Consider the following 26,988-nt stretch of genomic DNA (forward strand, 5'->3'; position numbering starts at 1 on the left):
TAGATCTGAAGAGGTAAAAGAGCTCTTACAAGCCTATTGGAAATATGCGCATAGAGCCTGGTCTACATCAAATGGGCCTCAAGAAAGCAGATTTTGTGCGAAATTATTAGTTTTACGACGGGCGATCTCATTGATGACTCGCTTTTGCGTAGGCATACTAGGGAAGACTGAAACAATATTTGTAGTAGTGTATTTCCCCCGCTACGTTCAGGTAGCGGGGGAGATAGATGTATCCGGTGTTTGCAATAGCTTAATTCAAAGTTCCATCCCTTTCGTGCTTATCTTAGTTCGCATAATAACCGTTTATTTCCGTCTGTCGGGTTTGAGGATAAGTTTCCCCCACCGAACATACTGTATAGACTCTTTGGAAGAGAATGGTTCAAACTGTGTATAAAATGAGAACTGCAGTTTCATTCCTGTTTCTTTTGAACGTTTGCGGGAGCCTGTTTGGCGCCTCCAACTTAAATCTCCTGTACCAGGAACGGGAACAGCTTAACCAGTCGGTTTGGAACAACGAAGTTAAAGCTCAGGAGCATGAGCGTTATTTCATTGGTTTGTGGGATGATTTGCGAAATTCAGCGGATGCTTATGCAGTCCTGAAAACGTTTCCCTTTGGTAAACTATCCGTGGCCGAGGTTCAATCTACGGAGACTCACGAGTACGGCATACAAATAAGTACGACCGGAATCAATGTTCGATCTTTGTCCCCTGGTGAATGGGCGAGCTGGTTGGATACGATGAAAGCCTCCGGGTTCAAACTTTCTATGAGCGAATGGCATCATGACGCTTTTTCCCAGGAGTTTGGTAAGCTGGCCGAATCGGTGGTTTCCACAAAACTCTATATAGAAAATGCTTCGACCGACTTGCGCGCGATAGTTTCGGGTAAACTAAAGGTGCAATGGGTGCTGAAGCCAGCTGAGAACGGGATGTATATCCCCTCGAATATCGATGCGACTGAACTGACCATAACGACCCGAAACGGTGAACCCTTTTTTAAGGAACTCTACTCTCTCGATATTCCGCCCAAAAAAGGCGGCGCGTTGTTAACCTATGATTTGGATCGCGACGGATTGCCGGAAATCTTGCTTCCTGAAATTAACACCATTCTTTGGAACCTGGGGAACAATGAGTTTGGTGGGAATCCACTGCATCCGGTTGGTGTTGTTAATGCGAACACTGCCATACTTGGAGACTTTAGCGGCGACGGCTATGTGGATCTGGTGACGATTGGGTTGAGCCGTTCGCAAAAAGGTGCTGCTCCGAAGAAAGGAATATTTCTTTATCGAGGGGGTGCATCGGGCAAATTTGAAGATCCCATAATCACTATCAGCACTTCCACGCCTGTTACGCTCGAAGGAGCACCTACGATGACCTCTGGCGACATTGACGGAGACGGTGACCTGGATTTGTGGATCGCCCAATATAAGGAGCTGTATCTCGAAGGTGCCATGCCCACCCCTTATTACGATGCGCTTGATGGTTACCCGGCCTATCTCCTGTTAAACGATGGGGACGGTACCAGCTTCACCGAAAAAACGGAAGCTTCCGGTATTGTCGAGAAACGTAAGCGAAGAACATTTTCCAGTTCCCTGTTCGACTACGATTCCGATCAGGATCTTGATCTGTTGGTCGTAAGCGACTTCGCGGGTGTGGACCTTTATCGTAATGACGGGAAAGGTAACTTTACCGATGTCACGGATGAGAGTTTTTATAACCGGCATCTCTTCGGCATGGCACATACGATTGAGGATTTCAACAATGACGGGCTGCTGGACCTGTATGCGATTGGCATGAGCTCCACTACCGCTCGGCGGCTTGATGAAATGAATGCTGGGCCAGAGAATTTTCCCGGGCACAACAACATGCGTTCGTCAATGGGGTATGGGAACCGGCTTTATCTTGGTAAACCAGGCGGTGGGTTCTCTGAGGCTGAAAATGCAGATGAGCTTGCAAGGTCCGGCTGGTCCTGGGGTGTGGGTTCCTTGGATTTCGATAACGATGGCGATAAAGAAATCTACATCGCCAACGGTCACTTCAGCAATAAGAGTGCAGCGGATTATTGCACGCACTTTTGGACGGACGACATCTATCGCGGCAACTCACAATCCGACCCAGGTTTAAACGAGTATTTTGCCAAAGAGATGATGAGTCTAATGGACGGCGGCATGTCCTGGAATGGGTTTGAGAAGAACGTATTTTTTATGCCGATGGATGACGGTAGCGTTCGTAATGTTTCCTTCCTCTTTGGATTGGCTGAAGAATTGGATAGTCGGCAAGTAACTGCGCAGGACCTCGATGGTGATGGCAGGGTGGATTTGATCTTTTCTTGTCATGTGAAGAACGAGGATAAGGAAAAGAATTCGACCGTGGTAAAGATTGTCAGAAACCAGATACCCAATCCTGGAAACTGGATCGGTGTCAGATTTGTTCGCCAACCTGGACGTCCACTATCGGAAGGTGCCAACATTTACCTTGAGGCCGGTGGAGAGAAACGTGTGACGACGATTGTAACTGGCGACTCACATCAAGCTCAACATGCACCGATCAAGCATTTTGGATTGGGGGATTCTACGAAGGTCGATGCACTCGAAGTGGTGTGGGCGAATGGGAAACGTACACGCCTCGAAAATCCTTCTGTGAACGTGTATCATGACTTTTAAGCCAAGGAGAGGGCTCAGATCAGTCGAATTTTTACCTCGGTCGATTATAGGGATTGCTGCATTGTTTGGTTGGTCTTTGTCAATGGTAGGTGCACCCGGAGGATTTACCGAAACGACCATTCCCGCCGGTATTTCTTATCAACAATATAGAGACGACTATGTTACCCCCGAGGAAGTTAACATTCTTACCGGTGGAGCAGCTGCCGGTGATTTTGATAACGATGGATGGGTAGACTTGTTTGTTACCCGCGTTGACGATACCGATATCCTATACCGGAACCGAGGAGGATTTCGAGCGCCCGATGCCCCGTGGTTTGAAGATGTGACCGCGACTGCGAACATTCTAATTAATGATAGTACCAACGGCGCAGCCTGGGGCGATATCGACAATGATGGAGATCTGGATTTGATCGTTACCACCATTCAGTCGCCTCGCTTTTATTTATATTTGAATCAGGGTAATGGCACCTTTGTTGAAGAAGGAATTGAGCGTGGTGTCGCTTTGATTGGCGAAACGGATCATAACGGATTCAGTATTGCATTCGGCGACTACGATCGCGACGGCTGGCTCGACGTTCATATTTGCGAATGGGGAATTCTTCGTTCTGCCCCGGGGGTGGAGAATCACACGGTCCTTCTCCGAAACCGTGGTCCTTCCTTTCCCGGTTTTTTTGAAAATGCTACCGAAGCTGCCGGTGTGGTAATGGGAACGGGTGACCAGGAAAAACTCTTTGCCTTTGCCTCCAGCTTTGCCGATTTCGATGGCGATGGGTGGCCAGACTTGGCAGTGGCGTCGGATTTTAGAACTTCTCAGATATTTTGGAACAATGGCGACGGTACTTTCTTAGAAGGAACAGATGCCGCAGGTATAAATAAAGGAAGCAGCGAAATGGGATCCGCCATTGGTGACTTCAACCTGGATGGCTTATTGGATTGGTTCATTACCTGTATCGAAGACAACCGGTTTTATCGAAATCTCGGCGACCGTGTATTTGCAGAAGAGGCTGGGATGATGGGCTTGCAAAATGCAGGATGGGGATGGGGTACCCAGATGTTGGATATGGAGAACGATGGGGATCTCGATCTTATTATGACGAACGGTTATCATGCCCACGAAACGACCAAAGAAATTTATTATGCTTCCAATAATAGAGACCTCATGCATTTGTGGAGAAATGATGACGCTTCATATACGGATGTGAGTGCTGGTTTTGGAATTCGCGATGATGGTGAAGGTAAAGGGCTTCTATTATTTGATTACGACCGTGATGGTGATCAGGATGTGTTTGTAACAAACACAGGAGAAGCTTCCACCCTTTATAGAAACGATATTCATAATGGTAATGCCTGGCTACGGCTCGAATTAAAGGGAACAGCCTCTAACTCCCAGGGGATAGGTTCCAGGGTGAAGGTCACTGCAACAGATGCTGCCGAACCCAGGTATTACGAACTGATCGGTGCAAACAATTTTTTGAGCCAAAGCGAAGCGGCAGTGCATATCGGTCTTGGCTCATTAGTGGAACCGGTTCACCAGGTGGAAATATCCTGGCCAAGTGGTAAGATTCAAATTCTAAGGGATGTTGCCATCAACCAACACTTGTCTGTTGAAGAGCCTCCCTTCTTTTTTTATTCCGATTGGGTCGTTCAAAAGTTTCCTGTGGAAGATCAAAGTGATTCTGAAGTCGTGGCCCAATTGGCTGATAAGGATAAAGACGGTGTCAATAATCTCTGGGAATATGTATTTGGTCTTCATCCCTTGATTGCCAATGTGCATCCTTTATTCCAACTTCAATCGGTAGAGGATGAGGTGAACGCTTATTGCCTTAACTTTTCCCGAGGCATTGAAGGTGACGATATTCATCTTTCGTTTGAGTGCTCCACTGACCTGGACTCTTGGTCAGAATTAACCGACTATGTAGAAACGGTTGTTCCGGGGAATGATCGTAATGAAGTTCAATTGAAGTTCTCAAAGGCTGGTCCATTCTTCTTTCAGATTCGGGCTCTGGTGGAGTGGTAGTCTTAGTGGAAGATGTTTGGAGGTCACCATTCGGCAGGAAGCCGATCCCCGATCTTATGCACTTAGTTTCAATAGGCTATCCATGAATTTGATGATTCAATTATCTGTACACAAAAAAGCGCCTCCAGAACTCCGGAGGCGCTTTAATGGGTCAATTCAGGTTAGAAACTAAATGTATTTGTAAGCTCCCATGTTTGAGAAGGACTGATCCGCCAGGCTGCAGGAGTTCCATCAGGTTGGGTATTGAGCGGAATCAGCTCGTTACCTACGCCAATGTTCCGTAAATTCAACTGGATACGCCAGTCGATTTTGTCGGTTAGTTTGCTACTGTATCCTATCCAGGCGTCGTAATTTTCTTCAGTCGGACCTTTGTAAGGGTTATTCAAATCGAATGTGGTGTTTCCATCACTGTCAGATTTTAACGGATAACCGATGATGTTTGAGTCTTGGTATCGGAAACCTCCACCTACATTTAGGCCGGCGAGGCGACCCTCTTTGAAGTCATAGTTGGTTATCAAATTAAACCGCCATTTGCGCAGTTCGGGAACAGATGATCCTTGTTGCAGGATCATCAATTTGTAGGGGCCGATGAAGTTGTCTTGCATGATTGAACGGAAGGTAGGAGCACTGTTGCTACCGCTCCATATACGGACATCCCCTGCAGGTCCTTCTGCAACCGCAATACGTGATTCGATGTATTTCGCCACTGCTCCGCCAACATTGTCGCTAATGGCATCTGTTTTGGCTGCATTTATCGCAATCCGCCAATTAGGAGTTGGCTGAGCTACAAACTCAAACTCGGTTCCTTTGGAAACGGTGTCGCTGGTGGCGGCCAGACCATTCGGTTGTTGTGCAGTTTGAAGACCGTCGATCCTGGTTTGTAATGCGGTATCCACATTCCATGCATCCCAAAACGCTTGCGGTGGTAAATTCGCAAAATAGTCAGTGTAAGCAGCTTGCTCGAATGCACTGGCGGCGGCCTGATCGGGCAGGTTTACCCCACCTGAGTTAATGGCTATTCCAGGTCCGTATTCATCTTTCCAATCGTCGTGCATGTTTTCAGAGAAAATGGTTGCCCAGTTGTAGGCCCAGTTTTCTACAGTTCCTACTGACCACAAGATACTTGCCATCGTACTGTTCGTGGCATTGGCGACCTTTGTTTCGTACCAATTAACTTTCAGGGAATATTTATTGTCATGGGTCGAGAGTGTGAAACCGTAATCTTCCGTTTCGCCACTGGGTGGTGCAATTGCTTGCCCCAGGATATCAACCCGGTTGGCCGCAGGCTGGAAGTTGCTTGACTCGTTGTAAAACACACTGACTCCAAAACCTGGGTCAATTAAGCGATCCAAGTGAGCTACCACACTTTTGCTGCGGGTTATTCCTGAAACAATAGTGGGGTCGTCGTCTGTCCCAAATCCATTCAGATTTGGCACTCCATTGGTCAAAGGAGCTTGGTCGCTCCATGCCGTTGCGGTATCTTCCCGGTAGCCATACATGCCAACGATTGCATCATCCCAGAAGTGGCCTTGCCAGACTCCCGCCTTGGATTCGATTTCGTTTTTTGTCCAACGAGCCTCGTTCAGGAGGTTCGGGTTGGAACCATCCCGATTGTCGATGACTTGAAAAGGAGCATTATTCCAACCTACGTAGTTGGCCGGGTTTTCAGACTGAGTGCTTTCTCCTCCAGTGGCGTTAATCCATAGGGCTGCTGGATCGACTTCTCCACCGTTCCAGTGTGAATCAAAAAAGCGTACGCTGCCAGAGCCGGGCATTTGTATTGCCGATACCGGTGGAATATTTGCGCCCGAAGCAGAGGCACGATTTACCAGCGAGTCTCCCAAGTAAGACGAGTGGTTCAACTGGCGTCGATTGTCTCCTTGATTGGGAACTCCAATTATCTGTCCATAGGAATCTGGAGTGCCATATTGGCGGAAACCGAAGCGTTCCGTCTGTACTTTATCCCGCACGTAGAGTCCTGTTAGGGTGTGGCGGCCCAAGATACGGTAGATAGTGTTGTCATCATCCATATCCCGGAAATCGTGCCGAAAGAATCCCGTTCCGCGAATGTTCTCACGACCGATGGTGCTGTGGTTGTTTCCAAACTCATAAGAATCCGAAATGAAAGGCCGGCCGGCATTAGGATTTGGTGTGCCATCAATATAATGTGAATTGGTGTCGATATTCAGACCTTGCCTGAATCCATTCAGGAAAGTGAGTTGGCCATCACGGTAGTCTTGTTTGTCGTAGACGGCTTCATAACCCAGGTTTCCATTGAAAAAGGTTTGATCCCAAGTCACACTGAAATTATCGAAATCGGCCCACTCCTTTTTGTTAGAACCATCCAGTAGATAGTTGTAAAAATCAAAGATGGTTGGGTCGGTCAGGTGGCGATCCTTGTATTGACCAAATGTGTTGAAAGGAAGCCCCGTCGCCACAATAGGGTTGTAATCTGGATCGTAGATCTGGCTAGGGTCTTGCAGGATCCGAACGTTTCTGGCGTAGCTTGAATAGGTGGCAACGCCGGTGTGTCTGGCAAACGGATTCCCCAGAGTGCCGTCGATTGCTCCATCTGGCCCTATTCCGAAACCGCTATTGAATTCTGAAACGAAGTAGTTACCTGTATGGCTGCCCTTGGCTTCGTCTCCGAAGAAAACGATCGGGCCACCAAATACTTGAGCGTAGTTACCCAGCCAAGGTTCATGGTAGGGATTGTAATTAAGATTTGGGTGGTCCGTTCGCGCTTGGCCTGTATTGGGGTTCCCAGATTGATTTTGAACAGTAATCGGGTTAAAAACGGTTCTGCGCAGTCCGTCTTGTCGGTTGGGTCCACCAAAGAATGGAGTGATGTTATCGTTGGGGGTAACCGAACGTGGGCGGTTGCGGTCGATTTTTCCGTCTTCGTAGTTCAGCTTCAGAGAGGAGCTGATCCCATCGCCATTCAACACTTCCGGTTCGTAGCGGATGGTGGCAAAAATACGGTCATCGTCGTCAAAGGCTGGGTGTTGCTGGTACTTCTGATCTTTATTCAAGTAGGCAATACGGATTCCCAATTGGTCTTCAATCAGCACGCGATTGATGTCCAGGGTCATCCGAGTGCTGTCATTGTCTCCTATGCGAACTTCAAGCTCATGTTCGTTTTCGAAGTGGGCCGTTATGGTGCTGGTGTTGATAACGCCGGCTGGACTCCCGAGGCCAAACAGGATGGCGTTGGGTCCACGTTGCATATCTACACGATCTACATTGTAGCCATCCCATGGGACTTCAGTTAGAAAGAAATTACGTGTATTGTCTGCTGCAGCCAAACCGCGCACACGAGTGCTTTGGTGCGGTCGCAGAAAAGTTCCAGACTCATCTACTGTGTTGCCGCCGGAGATGTTAGTGAAATTTCCACCAATTCCGCTGACTTCGGTGTTAGTGGTGTATTGCAGCAGGGTTTCACTGTTAGTCGCTCCTGTATCACGCATGAATTCTTCCGTGATAACGGAAATGGCCGAACCAATATCTCTTAATTGAGTATTAATCCGGGTTCCCGCCATAGTAGTAGTGGCAGAGTATCCGGATACTTCGTCGGCTGATATCTCAAAAGGATCGAGGATTACCAAGTCTTCGTCGTCCTCTTGAGCTGATAGCGGAAGGATGATCCCGCATGAAATTAACAGCAGCAAGGCTATAGTTTTCCAGTTTGTTTTTTTGTTCATCAGAGTTCTATGGGTTTGTTAATGAGTGTGTAAAAGAAATTCACGATGTGCGATAACTGAGTGATTGTATATTAATCCGGCTCAAATTACATTGAGATGTAGTGATGGAATTCTGAGATCCTTTGCACCCATAAATGGAGATTTAAAGTGAAATTCCACATGAAATATGAGCTTTGCGATCTTCCACCGGTTAAAAATGATTTATTGAAGTAGGAGTGAATGTGTCCCAATCCCCCTGGTTATTGAGAAAATCATCTGTTTTTAGGTACATTTCCCAAAGAATGTTTGGTGGTTTTTTATTGAAAGAAAGGCTCGTAAAAATCCAAAAATAGTGGAGTTTGATACGAAAATTTCTTGGATTGTGTATTTCCAGAAACTTGAAGGGCTAAGGATCTTTGCGGTATTATTCTTCTCATGTTTGCCAAATATCTCTCTACCTGCTTCATCGCCGTTTTCTGCGGATTATTCATGGTCGCCTGCGAGACGACTGAGCCTGTTTTCAAGTCCTCCGCCGAGGGAGTGCCACCTGTGCAGTCTGCCTTTGTTAAGAATTACCTGACATTGGAAAAAGGTATGTCATCGGAAACCGTGGAAGCATTGTTTGGAAAGCCCGAATCAATAAAGGCCTTGTTGGTGGATAACGTGGAGTCATCAGTATGGCGTTATTCAGAATTATTGGAATCCAACGTCAGGATGACGACCCAAGGGATGGCCGAGGAACAATACTGGGACATTTTTGAAAATCAGATGAAGACCCGTGAGGTTGCGATTGAAGGAACGGAGCGCCTGGAGGTGAAGGCTGAATTGGAACTTTTAATGTTCCAGGGGAAGCTCGTTAGCTGGAAGGATGAGGTAACTCGCAAACGGCTGGAGTATTGAAACAAGACGGAGTTAGCAAAAGGAATCCTTTGCTAAGACAAATTATTGTCTGAACCAACAACTTGGTTCTTAAGAATATAGTCTTTATAGAATTGAGCACTCAATTTCGGAATGCGCTTCTGGCTTTCAAAATCTACAAAGTACAAACCGAAGCGTTTTTCATAGCCTTCGGTCCACTCAAAGTTATCCATCAGGCTCCAGGCGAAATAGCCTTTTAAAGGATAACCTTCCTGGATGGCGCGTTCCGCTGCTTTCAAATGTTCTTGCAAGTAACGCACACGATCATGGTCCAATACTTCACCCAGTTCGTTCGGCATCAAGGAATCGTAACATCCGTTTTCAGAAATCACTATTTCTTTAACTCCCCAAATTTCGTTCAGCCAGCGGGGACCCCAGTAAATGACTTCAGGGCCCATCTGGTGCCAGGGAGAGTTGGCCGCCGGTTTGCCATCCTGATCGGAAATACTTTCCCAGCCAGGCTCCGAACCGATGGCTTTAATACGGACGGGACTGTAGCTGTTTATACCAACAAAATCTAAGGGCGAGCTTATCGTTTCCATGTCCCCATTCTCGATGGTCGGCGCATCGGGTTGCTCCAGGTATTTGTTACGGTACTTGCCTTCCAGAATTACCCGAATAAAGAAACTGTATTTGTCCAGGTAAGCTTTTTTTGCAGCCTGGATATATTCATTCGTCTCCGACACCGGAATGGTGGTAGATATGTTTTCTGCGAGCCCGACTTTGCATTCGCTTGGGCATGCATCCCGGAGAGCCAACACGCCTTTGCCGTGAGCAAGCATAGCGTTGTGACGTACCTGATTAACTGTCCTCAAATCGCATTTCAATCCTGGCGCAAACTGACCGGTTTTATAGCCTAGATCTGTGAAGCATAGAAACTCGTTGATCGTGAAAAAGTGCTTAACCCTATCTCCCAATGCGCTGCCTATCGTGCTGGCATACTCAGCAAAGTAGTCCGCTATTTCACGGGACCGCCAACCTCCAATATGATCTTCCAGCCATTGGGGTAAATCCCAGTGAAACAACGTAGCATACGGTTGAATATCGTTGGCCAATAACTCATCAACTAGCCTTCCATAAAAGTCGAGTCCGGCTTGGTTAGGCTTGCTCCCCAGTTCAGGAAATATTCGATTCCAGGAAATGGAAAACCGGTAGGCGTTGAGTCCCGTTTCTTTCATCAAAGCTACATCTTCTTTGTAGCGATGGAAGTGATCGCAAGCTCGATCACCTGAACTTCCATCTGCAATGTTTCCTGGTTGATTGCAAAACCTATCCCACACCGATGGCGTTCTTCCTGCAGCATCTATGGCCCCTTCAACCTGGTAGCTTGATGAAGCAGTGCCCCACGCAAAATCGGGAGGGAATTGAAATGCCTGTTGTTCGGTCTTCATGTCGATTACGTTTATCCAAAAAAGCAATACATCACGGATTTTCACAAACTGCGCAGCCGAGATTCCAGGTTTCAAGCTGATTCCGGTTTTTTGGCCAAAGTAGCCGAAGGATCTCAAATCGGAGAAAACAATTCTCAGAAATCCATTGAATTACAGATGGATTTGATGCGGCTTGCGTAACCTTTATTTGTGCTTGTTTGAGGGACTGTAGTAGAGCCGGAGGTCGGGGTTGAAATGTTTTTTGTGCGGATACTGCGGTATCGATGTTGAGGTTGGATAGTTCCCGGTCGGGTTCGTTTCTAAAAAGAGGCTTACAACCTGTGCCTAGTCTGATGGATCACTATTGCTCTTCAAACTATTATTCGTTTTGTTGTTTCTTGGAATCAGGCGGAAGATTCGAATGTGGAATTCGAAAATTCAGGATCGCCCCTACTGATTTCAAACGAACTAACTACTATGACAGATTCTCAACGTGTAGGCATCCGGGAGAAAATCTCCTATGGCTTTGGTGACCTCGCATCCGTGCTGTATTGGCAGACGATCAGCGTACATCTGTTTTTCTTTTACACGGAATCGTTTGGACTCACTGCGACAGCGTTCAGTCTAATGATCCTTTTCAGCCGAAACTTCGATGCCATTAGTGATCCACTGATGGGAATGATTGCGGATCGTACTGAAACAAAGTGGGGAAGGTATCGCCCATATCTGTTGTGGTTTTGTGTGCCTTTGGCCATCATGGGAGTACTCATGTTTACGACTCCTGATTTCGGAGACACAGGTAAGGTAGTCTGGGCATGGATAACCTTTAACGGGTTTATGATTCTCTATACCTTGATCAACATTCCCTATACCTCAATGCTTGGTGTGATTTCCTCCGATGCGAAGGTAAGAACTTCGGTGTCCTCGGTAAAGTTTACCTTCAGCTATATTGCTGCTCTAGTGGTTACCGCCGGAATGCTGCCTTTTGTTCGGATGATCGGGGGAGATCCCAGGAGTCAGTTTGGGTGGCAGGTCATGTTCATTATTATTGGGGTGGCTTCCATACTATTTTTTGTGATCTGTTTTTTGGGAACCAGGGAACGGATAAATCCTCCAAAAACAAATGCCAGGTTTTCAGATGATCTCCGGGATTTAGTGAGAAATGGACCTTGGTTAATTCTTCTCCCTCTTACCTTCACCTTCATTCTCTTTGTGGCCACAAGGTTGATAGTGATTAATCATTATTTTCTCTATTATGTGGATGATCGGGAGGTAGTGCTTCCCTTCCTGGGCACGAAGTTTTATGCCTTTGATACCCTGGTTTCTGCATTTAACTTTGTAGGGATGGTGGCCGCGATTTTTGGTGCTCTTTTCGTAGGTTGGTTTGCTCAAATTACAGGCAAAAAGAGCGCTTTTACTATCTTGATGACAGTGGCGATCCTCTCCATAGCAGCGTTCTTCTTTCTGCAACCGCATCAACTTGGGTGGATGTTATTTTTTCAGGTTCTTGGTTCATTTACGAGCGCACCTTTGAGTGCAATACTTTGGGCCATGTATTCGGATACTGCTGATTACGGAGAATGGAAATTCGGCCGTCGCTCAACCGGCTTGGTTTTTTCGGCTTCCACGATGTCCCAAAAATTTGGATGGGCCTTTGGAATTGGAATTACCAGTTGGGTTCTCGCTCGTGCCGGCTACGTTCAAGGTATGGATTCGACCGTCGAGGTCCGAAACGTCCTGGTTTTATTCATGAGCCTAGTCCCAGCTGTAATCGGCCTTATTCCTTTAGGTATTATGTATTTTTACCCCTTGAACGACAAGCGAGTTGCTGAAATTGAAACAGAGCTGAGTGCCCGCAAAGCCATAACTGAGGTGTAAAATCGATGTGGCATTGAAAGCGACTTTCTTTTCTTGGTCTTTATCGTGACGATTTTTCAATCTATCGGGTGGAACTCATTAAAGCCTACCAGTCTGGAGTCGATCTGTTCTTCCTCGATGAAGGGTTACTAAATAGGGGTTGCTTCGACTACTGATGACTACCCGGGGGTTCAATTTAATCTGAATTCTTCCAGATTGATCTTTCCACTGAAAGTGATTCCGAAATAGTGGAGTGTTTTAACCGCTAAATCTTATGTCTGGCTATAATTCGGAACATACTTTCATGACTCCCCTTGAACAAAATGTGCGGATTATTATCCAGGAACTGGGGCCATTGGGGGCGTTTGAAAAACTCATTGCGGATAATGATGCATTGATTCTGTGCGATCGCTTGGACATCGGCAGGAAAATCGTCTCTGAAAGAACGGCCATCTACATCGAGTTGACGCGCCATTGGGCTGAGCAGCAGCATGCACTATTGGCTTACGATAAACCGTTTGCAGTCGTTGCGCTGGGAGGGACAGGTCGGGGGGAGATGACCCCTTATTCAGATACGGATTTTGCGTTTCTTTTTGATGGCGCTCTGGAAGGGAATTCCTTCTTGCTGAAACTGCAAAAACAGATTCTTCACTCAGACGCTTTTCAAAAGAAGTTCGGTTTTGCTTGTGAGGCGCTGCCGTTTTCATTGGACGACATTCCTTCGCTTGAGGGGAAGCAGCTGAATTCGTTTCTCGATATGCGGCCGGTTTACGATCCCGATGGCTTGACTCAAGTCTTTCTGGAACGTATTCGGGCTTCGTATAACCCCTTCGATCACTTCCTGCATGTGCGTGAATTTTGGCAAGGGCAGTGGAAAGGTGCCTCCCAGAGAAGTGAGGATTTTGATCACTTCGATATCAAGAATGATGGTCTTCGGGTATTTTTAGCAGGTATCTGGACCTTGGCGGGCAAAGAGTTTGTCCATAGCCATACGATTTATAAGGAGCTAAAAGATTGGCGGGATCTTGATGCTTACGAATTTTTGTTACGTATTCGTGCCTTTTTGCATTCCAGACGCAGTGGGCAACGAAGACCGGGTGCTGGTGGAAATCATCCGGAGGACATCATGACTTTTGATGACTTCGTATCCTTTGGCAGCCTGTTGGGTAAGGATGCCATTTTGGCGGCGCAATTTGAATTCGGAAACAAGGTTAGGGCTATGCTCTTTGCTGCCAGAAGAAGAATCGCCATTTTTTCTCAAAGTGTGATTCGACATGAACTTAAGAGCCAGAGGGAGGTTAGTAAGATTAGCCCTATTGTGTACGGCTTGGGTGGGCTGTGTATGAATGTGGATTTAACTACTGGTGAGCCTGCTGAAAAAAGTCGCCACGCGCTCTCTCTGCTTTTGGCTTCCCAGCGTTACAATACATCTATTGATCCGGTCGAATTGCAGAATGCGTTTTGGGATGCAGGAGACTGGCTCCAGTTGACTCCGGAGTTGGCTGGAATCTTTTATGAAGAAAAGGGAAGTCTTGCCTCGACCTTTGAATTTCTCTCGCAAGTGGTGGGAGCGGAGGAGCGTCTATTCCCTGGCTACGGGAAGTTCGAATCCTCGTTGGATGGACGAATTATGGTGGAGCGCCGATCCCTACGTGGCAAACTCCAGCGAGAGAAAATTCGAGCCTTGGAAGGGTTCATCGAAACCGGACGAGCATTGCTTGAAAAGGCGACATCGAGTAGCCAACTCCTCAGTTTTAATGAAGACGTCAATATCCCGGTTGAAGCAGCTTTGCTCGACTCGGATTTCATAGCAGCGATCAAATTGGCGCTAAAAACGAAACGGCTGCCTTTGACGGAGCAGGACCATTTGAAGCTTTATGATGAATCGTACCCATTACACGAACGATTCGCTTCCGGGTTTTCTGGAATCTCCTTGGATGACTACTACCAACCCTTTTCAGCTGATGGCGGTTTTTCTGAACATACTATCAGGATTGTAAAGTTCCTCATCGCCAACCGGAGTGCATTAATGCGTTTCACGCTTTCTGGGTTGAATGACGCAAAAAAAGTTAATGAATTCTCATCCCTTTGCGGCGATGAGGATCATTTGCGCGCCCTCTTTGTTTTCACCTGTGCGGATCGGGTGGAATGGGAATCTGAATCCTCTCAGCCTACTCGTTGGTTTAACATAAAAGAATTATACTCCAAGGCATTGAAGGGTTTTAGGCCTGGAGTTGATCCTTCTCGGGAATTGACTGCTGCCGGATATGCGGAAGATGAGTTGGCTGTTCTGAAAGACTTCGGACAGGACTTTTTCGGGGGGATGTATCGTCGGTATGCCAACCGTTTTGGTCCGCACCTGCTTCGATTAGCTCAGGATACCCAATTCAATGATTGTAAATCGACTTTATTGCGAGCGGGTGCTTCCACCATCCTCGGTATCGCAGCACGGGACGTTCGGGGACTTGCCGCGACGATTACAGGGCTTTTGTGGCAGAACGGTGTTAGGCTTACACAGGCCCACCTGTTTTCTTCCTCTAATCACAATTTAGCCATTGATTTTTTCCATATTGAACCGATGGGAAAATCCTTTCCTGAAAATATGGCCCGGATTATTGAGAAGCGTGTGAACGAAGGACTGGTGGTTGAGGAAGCAGTTGGAGTATCACCGCCAAAGCTGAAAGGTGGTGTTTCTTTGGTCGAGTGGCGCCCTGGTCAATACAGTTTAAAGTACGAGGGGAACGAAGATAGGGATGGCCTGATTTTTTCTCTTACTTTTGGCATCTTCAAATATTTAAATGCGAATATCTTCGGGCTTACTGCTTACAAAACGAGAAGAGGCGTGTTTGCTTCGGTCTATTTAAACCTGCCGGAAACTATATCTTTTGAAGAAGCCAGGCAACTTGTAGAAAATCACTTTTAAGGGTTCAGCTCGAAGGCTGGACTTGAAAAACTGCGGGATGGAAGCAACAACCAATGGATGTCATTATTTTCATTGGAAAACCGTATAGCTATTGTAACAGGAGCGGGTCGTGGAATCGGGCGAGCCATTGCAGAAGGACTCGCCGCGCAAGGCGCAAAAGTTGTCTGTGCCGCAAGGACTCGTTCACAACTGGATGAGGTGGTTACTAGCATCCAGGATGCTGGTGGTACTGCCTTGGCCTTTGAGATGGATATGAAAGATCTGAGCTCGACGCAGGGTGGGGTGGATGCCGCGGTCGAAGCCTACGGGCAACTCGATATCCTTGTGAACAACGCAGGTACGAACATTCGCGAATGGTTCATTGATGTGACTGAGGACCACTACGACGAGATTGTAGCAGTTAACCAAAAGGGACTGTATTTCTTAACTCAGGCGGCTGTTAAACGAATGATTCCGCGTAAGCAGGGTAAGATTATCCATGTTGGATCATTGACCACAGGTTTTGCCTTGTCTCAGGTATCTGTATACACGGGCACAAAAGGCGCTGTTGGTCAGCTTGCCAAAGCTCAAGCAGTCGAGCTTGGGAAACACAATATCCAAGTGAACTCCATTTGTCCTGGGTTTATTGAAACTCCATTGACCGCGAAATTGTGGGCTGATCCGGGATTAAGGGAATGGGGCGAAAAACGAGTGGCAATGAAACGATTGGGAACACCCGAAGATCTTGTAGGGACTGCCGTATTTTTAGCATCGAGCGCTTCGGACTATGTCACCGGTCAGAATATATACGTCGACGGTGGATTTATGGCAGGCGAGGCCTGGGCTATACCCGAATAAATTATGTTGGGAAACGGTCTGCGGTTTCAGAGCTTTTCGCCGCACATCTTGCAATGTAGGGCTTTTCGATCGTGCCCTTCATGTCCGCATCCGTTGCAGTTTCGCGTATCCAGCTTTACGTCTTTGAGTTCGCGATTCAATTCTGCTGTGACAATTCCCGTCGGTACGGCGATGATGGCGAAACCGGTTATCATTATTACAGATGCGAGCATTTTACCCGCAATCGAAACAGGTGTTATGTCACCGTAACCAACCGTGGTGATTGTTACAATCGCCCAATAGATGGACTGTGGGATGCTCGTAAATTGAGAGTCTTCCATTCCGCCCTCTATGATATACATTATCGTTCCTTGAATACACACGATTGAGAATAGACCAAAAATAAAAACCGCAATTTTGGGGCGACTGGTCTTTAAAGCATTTATCAGGATATAAGCGTCTCCCACATGCTGAGCCATTTTCAGTACTCTAAACATCCTTAGGAGCCTTAAAATGCGGATGATTATGAAGTGACCCGAACCTGCTACAAACAATTCCAAGTAAGTTGGGATTATCGAAAGGAGATCAACGATCCCAAAGAAACTCAGTGCATAGCGGCGTTTCTTTCTGACTACCATTAGGCGTACTATATATTCAATAGTGAACAAAATGGTGAATGCCCACTCGAGGACCTTTAACAGCTTGCTATAATTTGCCTGTATCCCAGCAACGCTTTCCAGCATTACAATCATTACGCTTCCAGCGATAACAATCAGCAGGACTACATCAAAGGCTTTTGCCATCCCGGACTCGGTCTGGAAAATAATCCTCCAGATGCGTTCTCTTAGTGAATCGGGTTGAAACTTATCTTGCGGCGTTAATGACTCTTTCACTCAATGGATTCTTATAAGTTTTTGGAAGGCTTGGCTCCTTAATTTCGGTAAATGGTACAGGGTGGATTCACAACGAAATTGATCCTTCAGGTAAAGGATTCGTACCCCAAAATTTAGAATTTCTGCTAAAATGCTGTATAAATAATGACTTTTCCTCCCGAAGATAGCATTTGCTAAAATTTTATATGAGCTAATTTGAGTTACATCTTATCTAAAAATCAAAGTTATGACTTTTCATAATACAACCTCTTGTCAAAAGTGTTCTCGAGTTCTCCATGTAGCTTTATTCACTTTGGTGCTACTTTTGGCAGCTTGTGGTAAGGAGGAAAAGCAGCCGGCCAGGCCTTTGTCAGAATCTGCTCAACTATTGATTAATCCCCCTGCCGATAGCACTGATGCTGTTTTACTACACACAATTGACTCTGCTACTGAATTTCCAGCGGCGTTAAACAGCCTCGATCCGAATATCGTCGAACCTGAGGTGAGAGTTGTTCAAGAAACTAAAACACTCGGTAACGGAAAAATTGAGCAAGTTGTTAACGTTGTTGCCCCTGTGACGGCTTCAGTTCCGCTCAAGGAAGATTGGGGTGGTGTTATTCTTGTTCCTGATATGAATAAAATGTCACGAGGTTTTACCTCTCGCGTAACTCTCACCCGGATTGAAGCTCACCCGTTGTTAGATGATCACTTTCGTGTGTGGGTTAGAATTCGAAACGACTCGCAAAGGGATATTACCGCAGACGTGGCTTGTAACTTCCGGGCTATCGAAGATAGGTTTAAGGAATCACAATTTATTCCTGTTAGCATACCCGCTGGAGGCTCCGCAAACGCTTACTTTATTTCACCTATGCCACATGTGGCATTTTATACAATATTGGTGCGTTAGTTTTTTGCGGCTATAGGCCCAAGCTCAATAGATGGCCTATTCTCCGAGTTTCTCGTCACCGATAAGTTTCATAATATCTTCATCGCCGTCTCGGATTCTCTGAAACAACGACTTGGCCCTTCTCGGAGTACCGGAAAGAATATCGGCGTCCAGTTGTTCATAAAATGCTTTGGAAAAAATTTCAGTGGCCGAGACTACGTTGATCAACATGGCGTTTTGATAAACATCTTTGCCGGCAAATCCCATATTCGAAATATTCCATACAGACCGATAATTGGATTTTATTTGCCCCTCTCTATATACATAAACCTTCTCAACAAGATCCAGGTCATAGGTGTAGGCTAAATTCACGCTACCTTTGTCCCATACTCCGCGTATTCGAAATAAAAGAAGATGACCATTTTCCGTATCAATTGGCACAGCATTTTCTTTGAGAGCGGAGATCATTTTTTGCTCAATTGTTTGCGCGTCAAAGTTTCCCTCTAGATCTTTGGCTATCTCTAGCATGGGCTTTACTCCTTTTATTCCCCAAAGGATTTCATTTTGTCGTTCAATAGGGTTAGATCGATAGAGACTATGACCCAGATACATCGATACTCTTTGATAGGAAGTAAGCTCCTCACTAATATCTTTGTCTGTTTTTGCCGGGGTTGCCGCTTGGACAATCAAGTTTCCGATATGCGCAAGGGACATAATCGCGAAGAAAAGTCTGAATTTCATGATTTTCTGGTAGTACGATCCCGAAGTTGTGGCAATCTCAAAGGCTGACTCTCTTCTCAAGTAAACAAATTATTTCATTAGGGAAGTAATTTTAGTTTGCCGAATCTGTATAGGTTCCTCCGTTTTTATTCGCTTGTCCTTTTTTCTGGACAGGAACTAACACGTGTTAGACTAATCGTCGTTTACCATGATTCGAATCCTATTAACCACCACTTCTTTTCAGGATATACCAGGTCCACACCATGATCTATTGGAGCAATCCGGTTTTGAAATCATTCGTGAACGCGGGCCTCTTACCGAAGCGCGCATGCTTGAGCTCGTGGGAGAAATTGATGGAATGATCTGTGGCGATGACGCCATCACTGCCGCCGTTATCGACAAGGCGCTGCCAAGACTCAAAGTCATTTCCAAATACGGAATCGGCCTCGACAAAATCGATGTTGCCCATACTGAGAAAGTAGGACTTCCACTCACCTTTTGTCCGGGAGTGAATCACACAACGGTAGCCGAACATACCTTCGGGCTGATGTTGGGGCTCTTCCGCAATCTCGTCGAAGAGGTCAACCATACCAGGGCTGGTAACTGGAAACGACTGACTGGTAATGAGATCATGGGCAAAACCATTGGCATTGTCGGGCTGGGCCGTATAGGTCGTGAGGTGGCCATTCGTGCCAAAGCCTTTGGCATGTCGGTGATCGGGTACGATATTTATTGGCCGGAAGCCTTTGCCGAAGAGCAGGGGATTACTCGTTTAGAAAGCATCGCCGAAGTATTCCGTGCTGCTGATATTCTTTCTCTTCATACCAACCTTACCGATGAAACTCATTCCATGGTCAATGCCGAAAGCATCGCTACCATGAAAGACGGGGTCGTGTTGCTCAATTGCGCGCGTGGAGAGTTGGTTGAACCGCAAGCCATGGCTAATGCCCTCAATGCAGGTAAGGTAGGCGGTTATGGCACCGATGTATTGGACGTCGAGCCGCCACCGGCTGACCATGTATTACTTTCTGCCAAAAACTGTCTGGTTACTCCGCATATCGGTTCTCGTACGCACGAGTCCGTTCAACGGCAGGCAGGAATGGCCACAAGGAACTTGTTAAACTTCTTTGCCGGAAAACCCGCCGAAGCGCAGGCGAATAAGGCACCTTGGCCCACGGAATAATTTCCTTTATTAATTTCAGTTATGAGCAGCGAAACGTTTTATGTAGTCCCTTCGTTCCTTCACGGCGACCTTGTTGAAAAAGCCTACCAGCATCGTGGGTTTTCGAAAGATGAGTCGGCAGCCGCAGCTCGATTCTCTTCCTATGCATCCTGGCACGGGATCAGAACTCACAACGCGATCAAAGCACTTCACTTGGATCATCTTTTTGGCTCCATGGCCGATGGTTGTGTGCCTGACGCCACCATTGAGAAGCTACCTTCAAAGTTTGCTGCCTCGGAGATCTGGAATGCGAATCGCAAACTGGGGCAAGCAACCGCTTATGCAGCCTTGGATCGATGCATCGAACTAGCAGACGAGTTTGGAATCGGGCAGGTCAGCGTGGACAACGCATTTCATTATTTGTGGGGTGGAGGGTATGTAATGGAAGCTGCGAAACGCGGATATATCGCCTACACCAATTGCACAGCCGCACTCGCGGAAGTCGTACCTTTCATGGGAAAGTTTCCCACTTTGGGAACCAATCCACATAGTTGGGGCTTTCCAACCACCGAAGCTATCGGATATCCCATTGTCATTGACTGGGCCACATCGGTTGTTGCCATGGGGCGGGTTCAACAGCTCAAACGCGAAGGCGCACCTTTGCCTCCCAACGCAGCTGTTGACAAGGATGGAAATCCGACCACCGACGCCAATGCAGCTGAGGCATTGATTCCTTTTGGCGCTCACAAGGGTTATGGTCTGAGTCTTATCAACGAGTTGGTAGGGGGGTTGATCGGGGGTTCGCTTCCGACTCTACGTAGTCGCCCTTTACCTGATCCGGAAGAAAAGCGCACACCCTGTTTCTATTTTCAGGTTATTCATCCAGATGCCATGAGTGGTGGTGCCTTCGCCAAAGGTCGCAGTCAGGCCGAAAACGTAAAGGCCGTGATTGAAGACATTCTTGGCCATGGAAATGAAAACTGTTTGCTTCCAGGCCAGATCGAAGCCGGTGCCGCAGCCCGGTCGGAAAAAAATAATGGGCTGCTGTTTTCGGAAGCGGAGCTCGATGCCTTTGACGAGATTGCCGAAGAGTGTGGTGCTGAAAAATGGGATCGCACTGCCTTCCCCGTTGCCCAATAATTTTTTTAAATATCGGACAAATTATGAGTATTGAAATAAAATCAGCAGAGTCCTGTAAATATGACATCGTTTCATTAGGCGAAATTATGCTTCGCCTCGATCCAGGCGAAGGCCGCATACGCACGGCCCGAAGTTTCCAAGCCTGGGAAGGCGGCGGAGAATACAATGTGGCTCGCGGTGGTCGCAAATGTTTTGGCCTGCGTGCCGGAGTCGTTACGGCCTTTGCCGACAATGAAGTGGGACATTTGATTGAAGACTTTATTATGCAAGGTGGAGTCGACACATCCTGGATCAAGTGGGTGCCTTACGATGGTCTCGGTCGTGAAGTGCGCAATGGCTTGAATTTCACGGAGCGTGGTTTCGGGATTCGTGGCGCCGTGGGAGTCCCTGATCGTGGGTTAACCGCCGCAAGTCAGCTGAAGCCCGGTGACATTGATTGGGAAGAGCTTTTTGGAAATCAGGGAGTTCGTTGGTTCCACACCGGAGGAATCTATGCGGCTCTGTCTTCTACGACTCCCGATGTGGTAATCGAAGCGGTTAAAGTGGCCAAGAAACATGGAACGATTGTGTCCTATGATTTGAATTACCGGCCCTCGCTTTGGAAGAGTATTGGCGGTCATGAGAAGGCACAAAGCGTGAATCGTGAAATTGCCCAATACGTCGATGTGATGATTGGGAATGAAGAAGATTTTACCGCCTGTCTTGGATTCGAAGTTGAAGGGGTGGACGAAAATATTTCCCACATCGAAATCGACAGCTTCAAGAAAATGATCGAAACAGCTGTGTCCGAGTTTCCAAATTTCAAAGCTACCGCTACCACCTTGCGCGCAGTGAAAACAGCGACCGTGAATGACTGGGGTGCCATCTGCTGGCATGATGGAAAATTTTATGAATCGAATGCCTACCCGGCACTTGAGATCATGGACCGCGTTGGCGGAGGCGACAGCTTCGCTTCCGGACTTATTTACGGATTCATGAAGACGGGTGATCCCGCGAAGGCGGTTAATTATGGCGCAGCTCACGGAGCCTTGGCCATGACGACTCCAGGAGATACTTCAATGGCTACCGTTGCCGAAGTTGAAAAGGTCATGGGCGGTGGCGGTGCACGTGTAGTTAGATAAAGAATACCCATTATGAGCGATTATTTAAAAACTCTTTTTGGCCTGGATGGCAAAGTGGCCGTGGTTATCGGCGGCACAGGTGAACTCTGCGGTACGATGGCCGAAGGGCTTGCGCGTGCCGGTGCTGAAGTGGTTCTTATTGGCCGAAGCCAGGAAAAGGCCGATGCGCGTTTGGCAGCTGTTGCCGAGCACGGAGGTAAAGGATACTTCATCCCTGGGAATCTTTCAACCAAGGCAGGTATTCAACAAATTCTGGACGCTGTCCTGGAGCGTTCAGGGAAAGTCGATATTCTTGTGAACGGTGCTGGCACGAATGCAGCGACTCCTTTCCTTGAGGTACCCGAAGATGAGTATGATCGCATTTTCGATATCAACATGAAGGCGGTTTTTCTGAGCTGCCAGGTGTTCGGAAAGTATTTGGTAGACCGTGGTGAAGGTGGAAGTATTATTAATGTCGGGTCCATGTCGGGTCTTATTCCGCTTTCCCGCGTGTTCACGTATTCCGCCACAAAAGCGGCAGTGCATAACCTATCGAAAAACTTGGCTCGTGAGTGGGCGCCTAAGAATATTCGAGTGAATACATTGGTTCCCGGGTTTTTCCCGGCTGAGCAAAATCGAAAGATTCTCTCTCCAGACCGCGTCGAAGCTATTATGGGTCACACCCCAATGAAACGTTTTGGAAATTCCGATGAGTTAGTCGGAGTAACACTTCTTCTAGCCTCTGACAAAGCAGGATCCTTCATCACCGGAACAGAAATGGTGGTTGATGGTGGTTATGCTGCCATGACCATTTAGCATTTCGAAATTATGAGCTTTATTAACGACGATTTTCTCCTTCAAAGCAAATCCGCCAAAGCGCTCTACAACGAGTATGCCAAGGCCGAGCCGATCTGTGATTATCACTGTCACTTGCCTCCTCAGGATGTAGCCAACAATCGTCGTTTTGAAAATCTGTTTGAGATCTGGCTGGAGGGGGACCATTACAAATGGCGCGCCATGCGCAGCAACGGAGTAGGCGAAGCCTATTGCACCGGAGAGGCCGATCCCTATGACAAGTTTCTCGCCTGGTGCAAAACAGTTCCGAACACCCTGAGAAATCCGCTTTATCATTGGAGTCACCTGGAGCTGAAACGTTACTTCGGAATCGATCTGTTGATCAATGAAAACACCGCTCCTGAAATCTGGCAGGAAGCGAATATCAAGTTGAAATCGGATGATCTTTGCGCCCATGGCATTCTGAAGAACTTTGATGTAAAAGTGGTGGGCACAACGGATGATCCTACCGATTCATTAGAGCATCACAAAACGATCGCAGGGTTGGGTCTCGATACGCGTGTGGTTCCTACTTTTCGTCCGGATAAAGGTCTCAATGTTGATCAGCCCGGGGCCTGGAATAGCTGGGTTGAGAGTCTGGCCGCCGTGTCAGGTATGGGTGTTGATTCGCTCGATGATTTTCTAGCCGCGTTACAATCACGTCACGACTTCTTTGCCGAGATGGGCGGTCGATTGTCTGACCATGGGCTTGAACGCTGCTTTTTTGCGGTCACCACGCATGAACAGGTGGCTTCGATTTATCAAAGCGCCAGAGCTGGCCAGTCGGCTTCACCTCAGGAGAAGGAGCAGTTTGCTTTTTATCTGATGCGGGAAGTTGGACGTTGGAACGCTGAGAAAGGGTTTACCATGCAGTTTCACCTTGGGGCTATGCGGAGCAATAACACGCGTATGTTTAAAAAAATAGGTCCGGATACCGGATTTGATTCTACTGGAGATTATCCGCAGGCGGCAGCTATGAGCCGTTTTCTTGATAGCCTTGATCAGACTGGGCAGTGCCCGAAAGTCATTATTTATAATCTCAATAATGCCGACAACTACGTCATGGCTTCGATGCTTGGAAATTTCCAGGATGGATCCACCGCAGGTAAGATTCAGCTCGGCTCAGGTTGGTGGCACCTTGATCAAAAGGAGGGAATGATTGATCAAATGAATGCACTTTCTGCCATGGGCCTGATATCGCACTTTGTCGGAATGCTCACCGACTCGCGGTCATTTCTTTCCTATCCGCGGCACGAATACTTTCGCAGAATCCTTTGTAATTTATTCGGAGACGATATTGAGAGTGGGGAAATACCCCATGACCTCTCCTTGGTCGGTCCGATGGTTCGCAACATCTGTTACGGAAATGCTGCCCGGTTTTTTGGATTCGAGGAGTAAGAAGCTCAATCCCAAGTGGCCAACACGATGGCGACGACAAGAATCCCTCCAACTGTTAATCCACCAAAGCTTTTAAGGAGCTTTCTTCTACTTAAGTTCACTCCCTGGGTTTCTGCTTAGTTTCGTATCACGGGATTTACCAGTGTCCCGATGGGTTCGATGGTAATGGTGACCTCGTCACCCGGTTCCAGGGTAAAGTCGTTTCCGGGCACGATGCCTGTCCCAGTCATCACAAACGCACCGTTGGGAAATTTCAGTTCCCTTGTCAGGTAACTTCTCAGTTCCTCGGGCGTCCGTTTCATATCGCTCAATTTACAACTCCCGTCGAAAGCAACTTCCCCGTTTCTGTGGATGGTTAGTTCGATGTCTGTTTCTGGAGCAAGCGGCGTAGGCGATACGAGGATACATGGACCTAACCCGGCGCACTGTTCGTAGGTCTTTGCCTGTGGAAGGTAGAGTGGATTCTCTCCTTCAATGCTTCGTGAGCTCATATCGTTCCCGATCGTATATCCAACAATGTCTCCGAAGGAGGAGAGCACCAAAGTCAACTCGGGTTCTGGAACATCCCAAGTCGAGTCCTTGCGAATTCGAACCGGCTGCCCTGGGCCGGATACTCGAGACGCAGTTGCTTTAAAAAATATTTCAGGACGTTCCGCTGAGTAAACGCGTGCATAAAAATCACCGCCACCCGCATCCTTGGATTCTTCCATTCTAGCCAAGCGACTGGAGTGGTAAGTTACTCCGCAAGCCCAAACCTCCTGGCCTTCGATAGGTGCCAGGCAATCCTCTAAGTTGACTTCCCCGGAGGTCAATTCAGCCGAGCCTAAAAAGCCATACAAATCTTTTTCTCGAAAAAGATCATCCCATCCGGAGTTGAGATAACCACTTTGGTCGTCGCGTTCAAGGTAGGGTCCATTGGGAAGACGGAAGAGTTTGTAGGGATTTGGCATGTTTTAATTAACGGTTTTCTTTTGAAGTACGAGCTATTGTGGAGGGTGCTTGTTCCAAACTCCAGTAATTCTTTTAGTTGATTTTTAAGCCGGTCCGGTTCTGGGCATCGGGATAGGCTCTATGCCTAACTCCGCATCCAGCAATTTGCGGATGAGTTCTGCTTTTAAGGCGACCGCCTCTGGATCGTCCCAAAGATTGTTAATTTCCCCCGGGTCTTCTTGAAGATCAAATAGTTCACCATAGTTACGCTTCCAATACACACTTAGCTTGTAACGTTCGTTGATGTAAGTTTTGAGGTGTATAGTGTGTGGTTGATGACGGTTCTCAACCAGGACGTGATCCCGAACCGAGCCCACATCTCCCAACCAGCTTGGTAATTGGTTTTCTCCGGTCATGCTGCGCGGAACATCCAGTCCGCAGGCATTTAGAAAAGTGGGGGCCAAATCTACCAGACTTTGCAGAGATGCGTTTTCAGCATTGGCTGGAATCCTATTCGGCCAGCTTGCAATAAAAGGAACCTTTACCACGTCTTCGTAGTGAAAAGGACCCTTTGCGTTTAGTCCATGATGACCGTAAAAATGTCCGTGATCAGAGGTGAATACAATCAGGGTGTTTTCCGTCAAACCGAGCTCATCCAATTTATCTAGAATCTGACCTATGTATTTATCCATACAACTGATCATTCCGTAATAGATGGCGATATCTTTGGCCAACGATTCTTTATCTTGCAGATGAGAGCAACAGCCATGCATCTCAGCTCCCTCCTCTTCCTTCCAATCTGAAAAATCGGGATTCTCTTCCTGTGTTTTTCGAAAGTGCTCCGGGTTTTTGTCATGCTCACCGGGTGTAACCTGTGGCACGGTTACATCTGCCGGATTGTACATCTTATCCCAAGGTTCCGGGATAAGGTAGGGCGGATGTGGATCAAAGAAGCTGGACCAGAGAAAGAAGGGTTCGTCGGCTGCTGCATATTCTTCAAGTAATGCATTCGATCGTTCGGCAATCCAGGTGTTATAATGATACTCCTCAGGAATAGTCCAGGTGTGTTTCTGTGGCTGTGTTTTTTCGCCCGGATCATTAAAATCAAAATAGGGATTTCCATCCTTACCGCCCCAATTATTCTGGAAATGTTTTTTCCAATCCTTGAGTCCTTTATCTTCCATCCAGAGCGCGTAGTGCTGCCCAGCGTGGCACTCGTCCGCGTGATTACGAGCAAGCTCCACATGGTCGAATCCGTAAAACGGGCCATCATCCTTTTTCCAATACTCTAGATCACGAAGTAACGGGTACGACTCTTTGGATGGGTATTCTTCAGTCGTAACCAATTGCTGAAAGTGAGCTTTGCCAACCAGGGCGGTCTTGTACCCATTCTTTGAATAAACTTCACCGACGGTTGTGTGGTGTTCGGGGAGTTTGGTTCCAAGAGAATACGCTCCGTGCTGACTCGGATACATTCCGGTTATCATGGACGACCGTGTCGGTGTGCAGGTCGGGTTCGGGCAATAGGCGCGATTGAACAGGGTTCCCCGTTTGGCCAGTCGATCCAGATTGGGTGTTTTTACCTCCGGATTCTGCAGGCCGATAGTGAACCAGTGTTGTTGATCAGATGTTATCCAAAGTACGTTCGGGCGTTTCTCTTCGCTCATTACTCAGGAGCATGGAAAGAGGGCAGGGGAGGTCAATT

At 47.3% G+C, this 26,988-nt stretch carries 18 protein-coding genes; 12 read left to right on the forward strand and 6 right to left on the reverse strand.

Annotation, left to right across the window (positions count from 1 at the left end):
* The first annotated feature begins 395 nt into the window (after positions 1-395).
* Positions 396-2,660, forward strand: a complete 2,265-nt coding sequence (locus O3C43_07395) for a CRTAC1 family protein (protein MDA1066311.1) — start codon at positions 396-398, stop codon at positions 2,658-2,660.
* Positions 2,661-2,742: 82 nt separating this feature from the next.
* The gene (locus tag O3C43_07400) at positions 2,743-4,677 is read left to right on the forward strand and encodes a CRTAC1 family protein (GenBank protein MDA1066312.1); all 1,935 of its coding nucleotides are present in this window, start codon (positions 2,743-2,745) and stop codon (positions 4,675-4,677) included.
* Between the two features lie 161 nt (positions 4,678-4,838).
* Here O3C43_07400 and O3C43_07405 read toward each other — a convergent pair whose 3' ends face one another.
* Entirely contained in the window at positions 4,839-8,378 is a 3,540-nt protein-coding gene (locus O3C43_07405; GenBank protein ID MDA1066313.1) for a TonB-dependent receptor plug domain-containing protein, read from the reverse strand.
* A gap of 414 nt (positions 8,379-8,792) precedes the next feature.
* Between O3C43_07405 and O3C43_07410 the strand changes: the two genes are divergently transcribed.
* Complete coding sequence (locus O3C43_07410; GenBank protein MDA1066314.1) at positions 8,793-9,257, forward strand: hypothetical protein; 465 nt, start codon at positions 8,793-8,795, stop codon at positions 9,255-9,257.
* A gap of 32 nt (positions 9,258-9,289) precedes the next feature.
* Here the strand turns inward: O3C43_07410 and O3C43_07415 are convergent, their stop codons facing one another.
* On the reverse strand, positions 9,290-10,741 hold the full coding sequence (locus tag O3C43_07415) for a GH1 family beta-glucosidase (protein ID MDA1066315.1): 1,452 nt from the start codon (positions 10,739-10,741) through the stop codon (positions 9,290-9,292).
* Positions 10,742-11,122: 381 nt separating this feature from the next.
* Here O3C43_07415 and O3C43_07420 point away from each other — a divergent pair, with 381 nt between their 5' ends.
* From O3C43_07420 to O3C43_07430, 3 genes are all read left to right on the forward strand, one after another.
* Entirely contained in the window at positions 11,123-12,523 is a 1,401-nt protein-coding gene (locus O3C43_07420) for an MFS transporter (protein MDA1066316.1), read from the forward strand.
* A 253-nt stretch (positions 12,524-12,776) separates the two neighbouring features.
* A complete protein-coding gene (locus tag O3C43_07425) occupies positions 12,777-15,425 on the forward strand; it encodes a hypothetical protein (GenBank protein ID MDA1066317.1) in 2,649 nt (882 codons plus the stop codon).
* Between the two features lie 57 nt (positions 15,426-15,482).
* Positions 15,483-16,262: a glucose 1-dehydrogenase gene (locus O3C43_07430; GenBank protein ID MDA1066318.1), complete on the forward strand. Its 780-nt coding sequence runs from the start codon at positions 15,483-15,485 to the stop codon at positions 16,260-16,262.
* Positions 16,263-16,288: 26 nt separating this feature from the next.
* Here the strand turns inward: O3C43_07430 and O3C43_07435 are convergent, their stop codons facing one another.
* Positions 16,289-17,134: an ion transporter gene (locus O3C43_07435; GenBank protein ID MDA1066319.1), complete on the reverse strand. Its 846-nt coding sequence runs from the start codon at positions 17,132-17,134 to the stop codon at positions 16,289-16,291.
* 226 nt (positions 17,135-17,360) lie between these two features.
* Between O3C43_07435 and O3C43_07440 the strand changes: the two genes are divergently transcribed.
* The gene (locus O3C43_07440) at positions 17,361-18,020 is read left to right on the forward strand and encodes a hypothetical protein (protein ID MDA1066320.1); all 660 of its coding nucleotides are present in this window, start codon (positions 17,361-17,363) and stop codon (positions 18,018-18,020) included.
* Positions 18,021-18,056: 36 nt separating this feature from the next.
* Here O3C43_07440 and O3C43_07445 read toward each other — a convergent pair whose 3' ends face one another.
* On the reverse strand, positions 18,057-18,740 hold the full coding sequence (locus tag O3C43_07445; protein MDA1066321.1) for a hypothetical protein: 684 nt from the start codon (positions 18,738-18,740) through the stop codon (positions 18,057-18,059).
* Between the two features lie 187 nt (positions 18,741-18,927).
* Between O3C43_07445 and O3C43_07450 the strand changes: the two genes are divergently transcribed.
* Genes O3C43_07450 through uxaC form a run of 5 tightly spaced genes read left to right on the forward strand, consistent with a single transcriptional unit; the run spans position 18,928 to position 24,353 of the window.
* Positions 18,928-19,902, forward strand: coding sequence for a phosphoglycerate dehydrogenase (locus O3C43_07450; GenBank protein ID MDA1066322.1), 975 nt, complete (start codon positions 18,928-18,930; stop codon positions 19,900-19,902).
* 21 nt (positions 19,903-19,923) lie between these two features.
* A complete protein-coding gene (locus O3C43_07455; protein MDA1066323.1) occupies positions 19,924-21,021 on the forward strand; it encodes an Ldh family oxidoreductase in 1,098 nt (365 codons plus the stop codon).
* 23 nt (positions 21,022-21,044) lie between these two features.
* Positions 21,045-22,142, forward strand: a complete 1,098-nt coding sequence (locus O3C43_07460; GenBank protein MDA1066324.1) for a sugar kinase — start codon at positions 21,045-21,047, stop codon at positions 22,140-22,142.
* A gap of 12 nt (positions 22,143-22,154) precedes the next feature.
* Positions 22,155-22,937 (forward strand): SDR family oxidoreductase, encoded by a 783-nt coding sequence (locus O3C43_07465; GenBank protein ID MDA1066325.1) that lies wholly within the window; start codon positions 22,155-22,157, stop codon positions 22,935-22,937.
* A 12-nt stretch (positions 22,938-22,949) separates the two neighbouring features.
* Positions 22,950-24,353, forward strand: a complete 1,404-nt coding sequence (uxaC, locus tag O3C43_07470) for a glucuronate isomerase (protein ID MDA1066326.1) — start codon at positions 22,950-22,952, stop codon at positions 24,351-24,353.
* Positions 24,354-24,469: 116 nt separating this feature from the next.
* On the opposite strand, the gene O3C43_07475 is transcribed toward uxaC, so the two are convergent.
* Both O3C43_07475 and O3C43_07480 read right to left on the reverse strand, forming a co-directional pair.
* Positions 24,470-25,303, reverse strand: coding sequence for a fumarylacetoacetate hydrolase family protein (locus O3C43_07475; GenBank protein ID MDA1066327.1), 834 nt, complete (start codon positions 25,301-25,303; stop codon positions 24,470-24,472).
* A gap of 84 nt (positions 25,304-25,387) precedes the next feature.
* Positions 25,388-26,950, reverse strand: coding sequence for a sulfatase-like hydrolase/transferase (locus tag O3C43_07480; protein MDA1066328.1), 1,563 nt, complete (start codon positions 26,948-26,950; stop codon positions 25,388-25,390).
* Positions 26,951-26,988: the final 38 nt, after the last annotated feature.

The sequence above is a fragment of the Verrucomicrobiota bacterium genome (genome assembly GCA_027622555.1).
GTDB lineage: Bacteria > Verrucomicrobiota > Verrucomicrobiia > Opitutales > UBA2995 > UBA2995.

Excerpts from the sequence above, each read along its gene's own strand:
- O3C43_07465 (MDA1066325.1), top strand. The coding sequence starts at position 22,155 with ATGAGCGATTATTTAAAAACTCTTTTTGGCCTGGATGGCAAAGTGGCC.
- O3C43_07420 (MDA1066316.1), top strand. The coding sequence starts at position 11,123 with ATGACAGATTCTCAACGTGTAGGCATCCGGGAGAAAATCTCCTATGGC.
- O3C43_07440 (MDA1066320.1), top strand. The coding sequence starts at position 17,361 with ATGACTTTTCATAATACAACCTCTTGTCAAAAGTGTTCTCGAGTTCTC.
- O3C43_07455 (MDA1066323.1), top strand. The coding sequence starts at position 19,924 with ATGAGCAGCGAAACGTTTTATGTAGTCCCTTCGTTCCTTCACGGCGAC.
- O3C43_07430 (MDA1066318.1), top strand. The coding sequence starts at position 15,483 with ATGTCATTATTTTCATTGGAAAACCGTATAGCTATTGTAACAGGAGCG.
- uxaC (MDA1066326.1), top strand. The coding sequence starts at position 22,950 with ATGAGCTTTATTAACGACGATTTTCTCCTTCAAAGCAAATCCGCCAAA.
- O3C43_07405 (MDA1066313.1), bottom strand. The coding sequence starts at position 8,378 with ATGAACAAAAAAACAAACTGGAAAACTATAGCCTTGCTGCTGTTAATT.
- O3C43_07445 (MDA1066321.1), bottom strand. The coding sequence starts at position 18,740 with ATGAAATTCAGACTTTTCTTCGCGATTATGTCCCTTGCGCATATCGGA.
- O3C43_07480 (MDA1066328.1), bottom strand. The coding sequence starts at position 26,950 with ATGAGCGAAGAGAAACGCCCGAACGTACTTTGGATAACATCTGATCAA.
- O3C43_07410 (MDA1066314.1), top strand. The coding sequence starts at position 8,793 with ATGTTTGCCAAATATCTCTCTACCTGCTTCATCGCCGTTTTCTGCGGA.
- O3C43_07400 (MDA1066312.1), top strand. The coding sequence starts at position 2,743 with ATGGTAGGTGCACCCGGAGGATTTACCGAAACGACCATTCCCGCCGGT.
- O3C43_07450 (MDA1066322.1), top strand. The coding sequence starts at position 18,928 with ATGATTCGAATCCTATTAACCACCACTTCTTTTCAGGATATACCAGGT.
- O3C43_07460 (MDA1066324.1), top strand. The coding sequence starts at position 21,045 with ATGAGTATTGAAATAAAATCAGCAGAGTCCTGTAAATATGACATCGTT.
- O3C43_07395 (MDA1066311.1), top strand. The coding sequence starts at position 396 with ATGAGAACTGCAGTTTCATTCCTGTTTCTTTTGAACGTTTGCGGGAGC.
- O3C43_07475 (MDA1066327.1), bottom strand. The coding sequence starts at position 25,303 with ATGCCAAATCCCTACAAACTCTTCCGTCTTCCCAATGGACCCTACCTT.
- O3C43_07425 (MDA1066317.1), top strand. The coding sequence starts at position 12,777 with ATGTCTGGCTATAATTCGGAACATACTTTCATGACTCCCCTTGAACAA.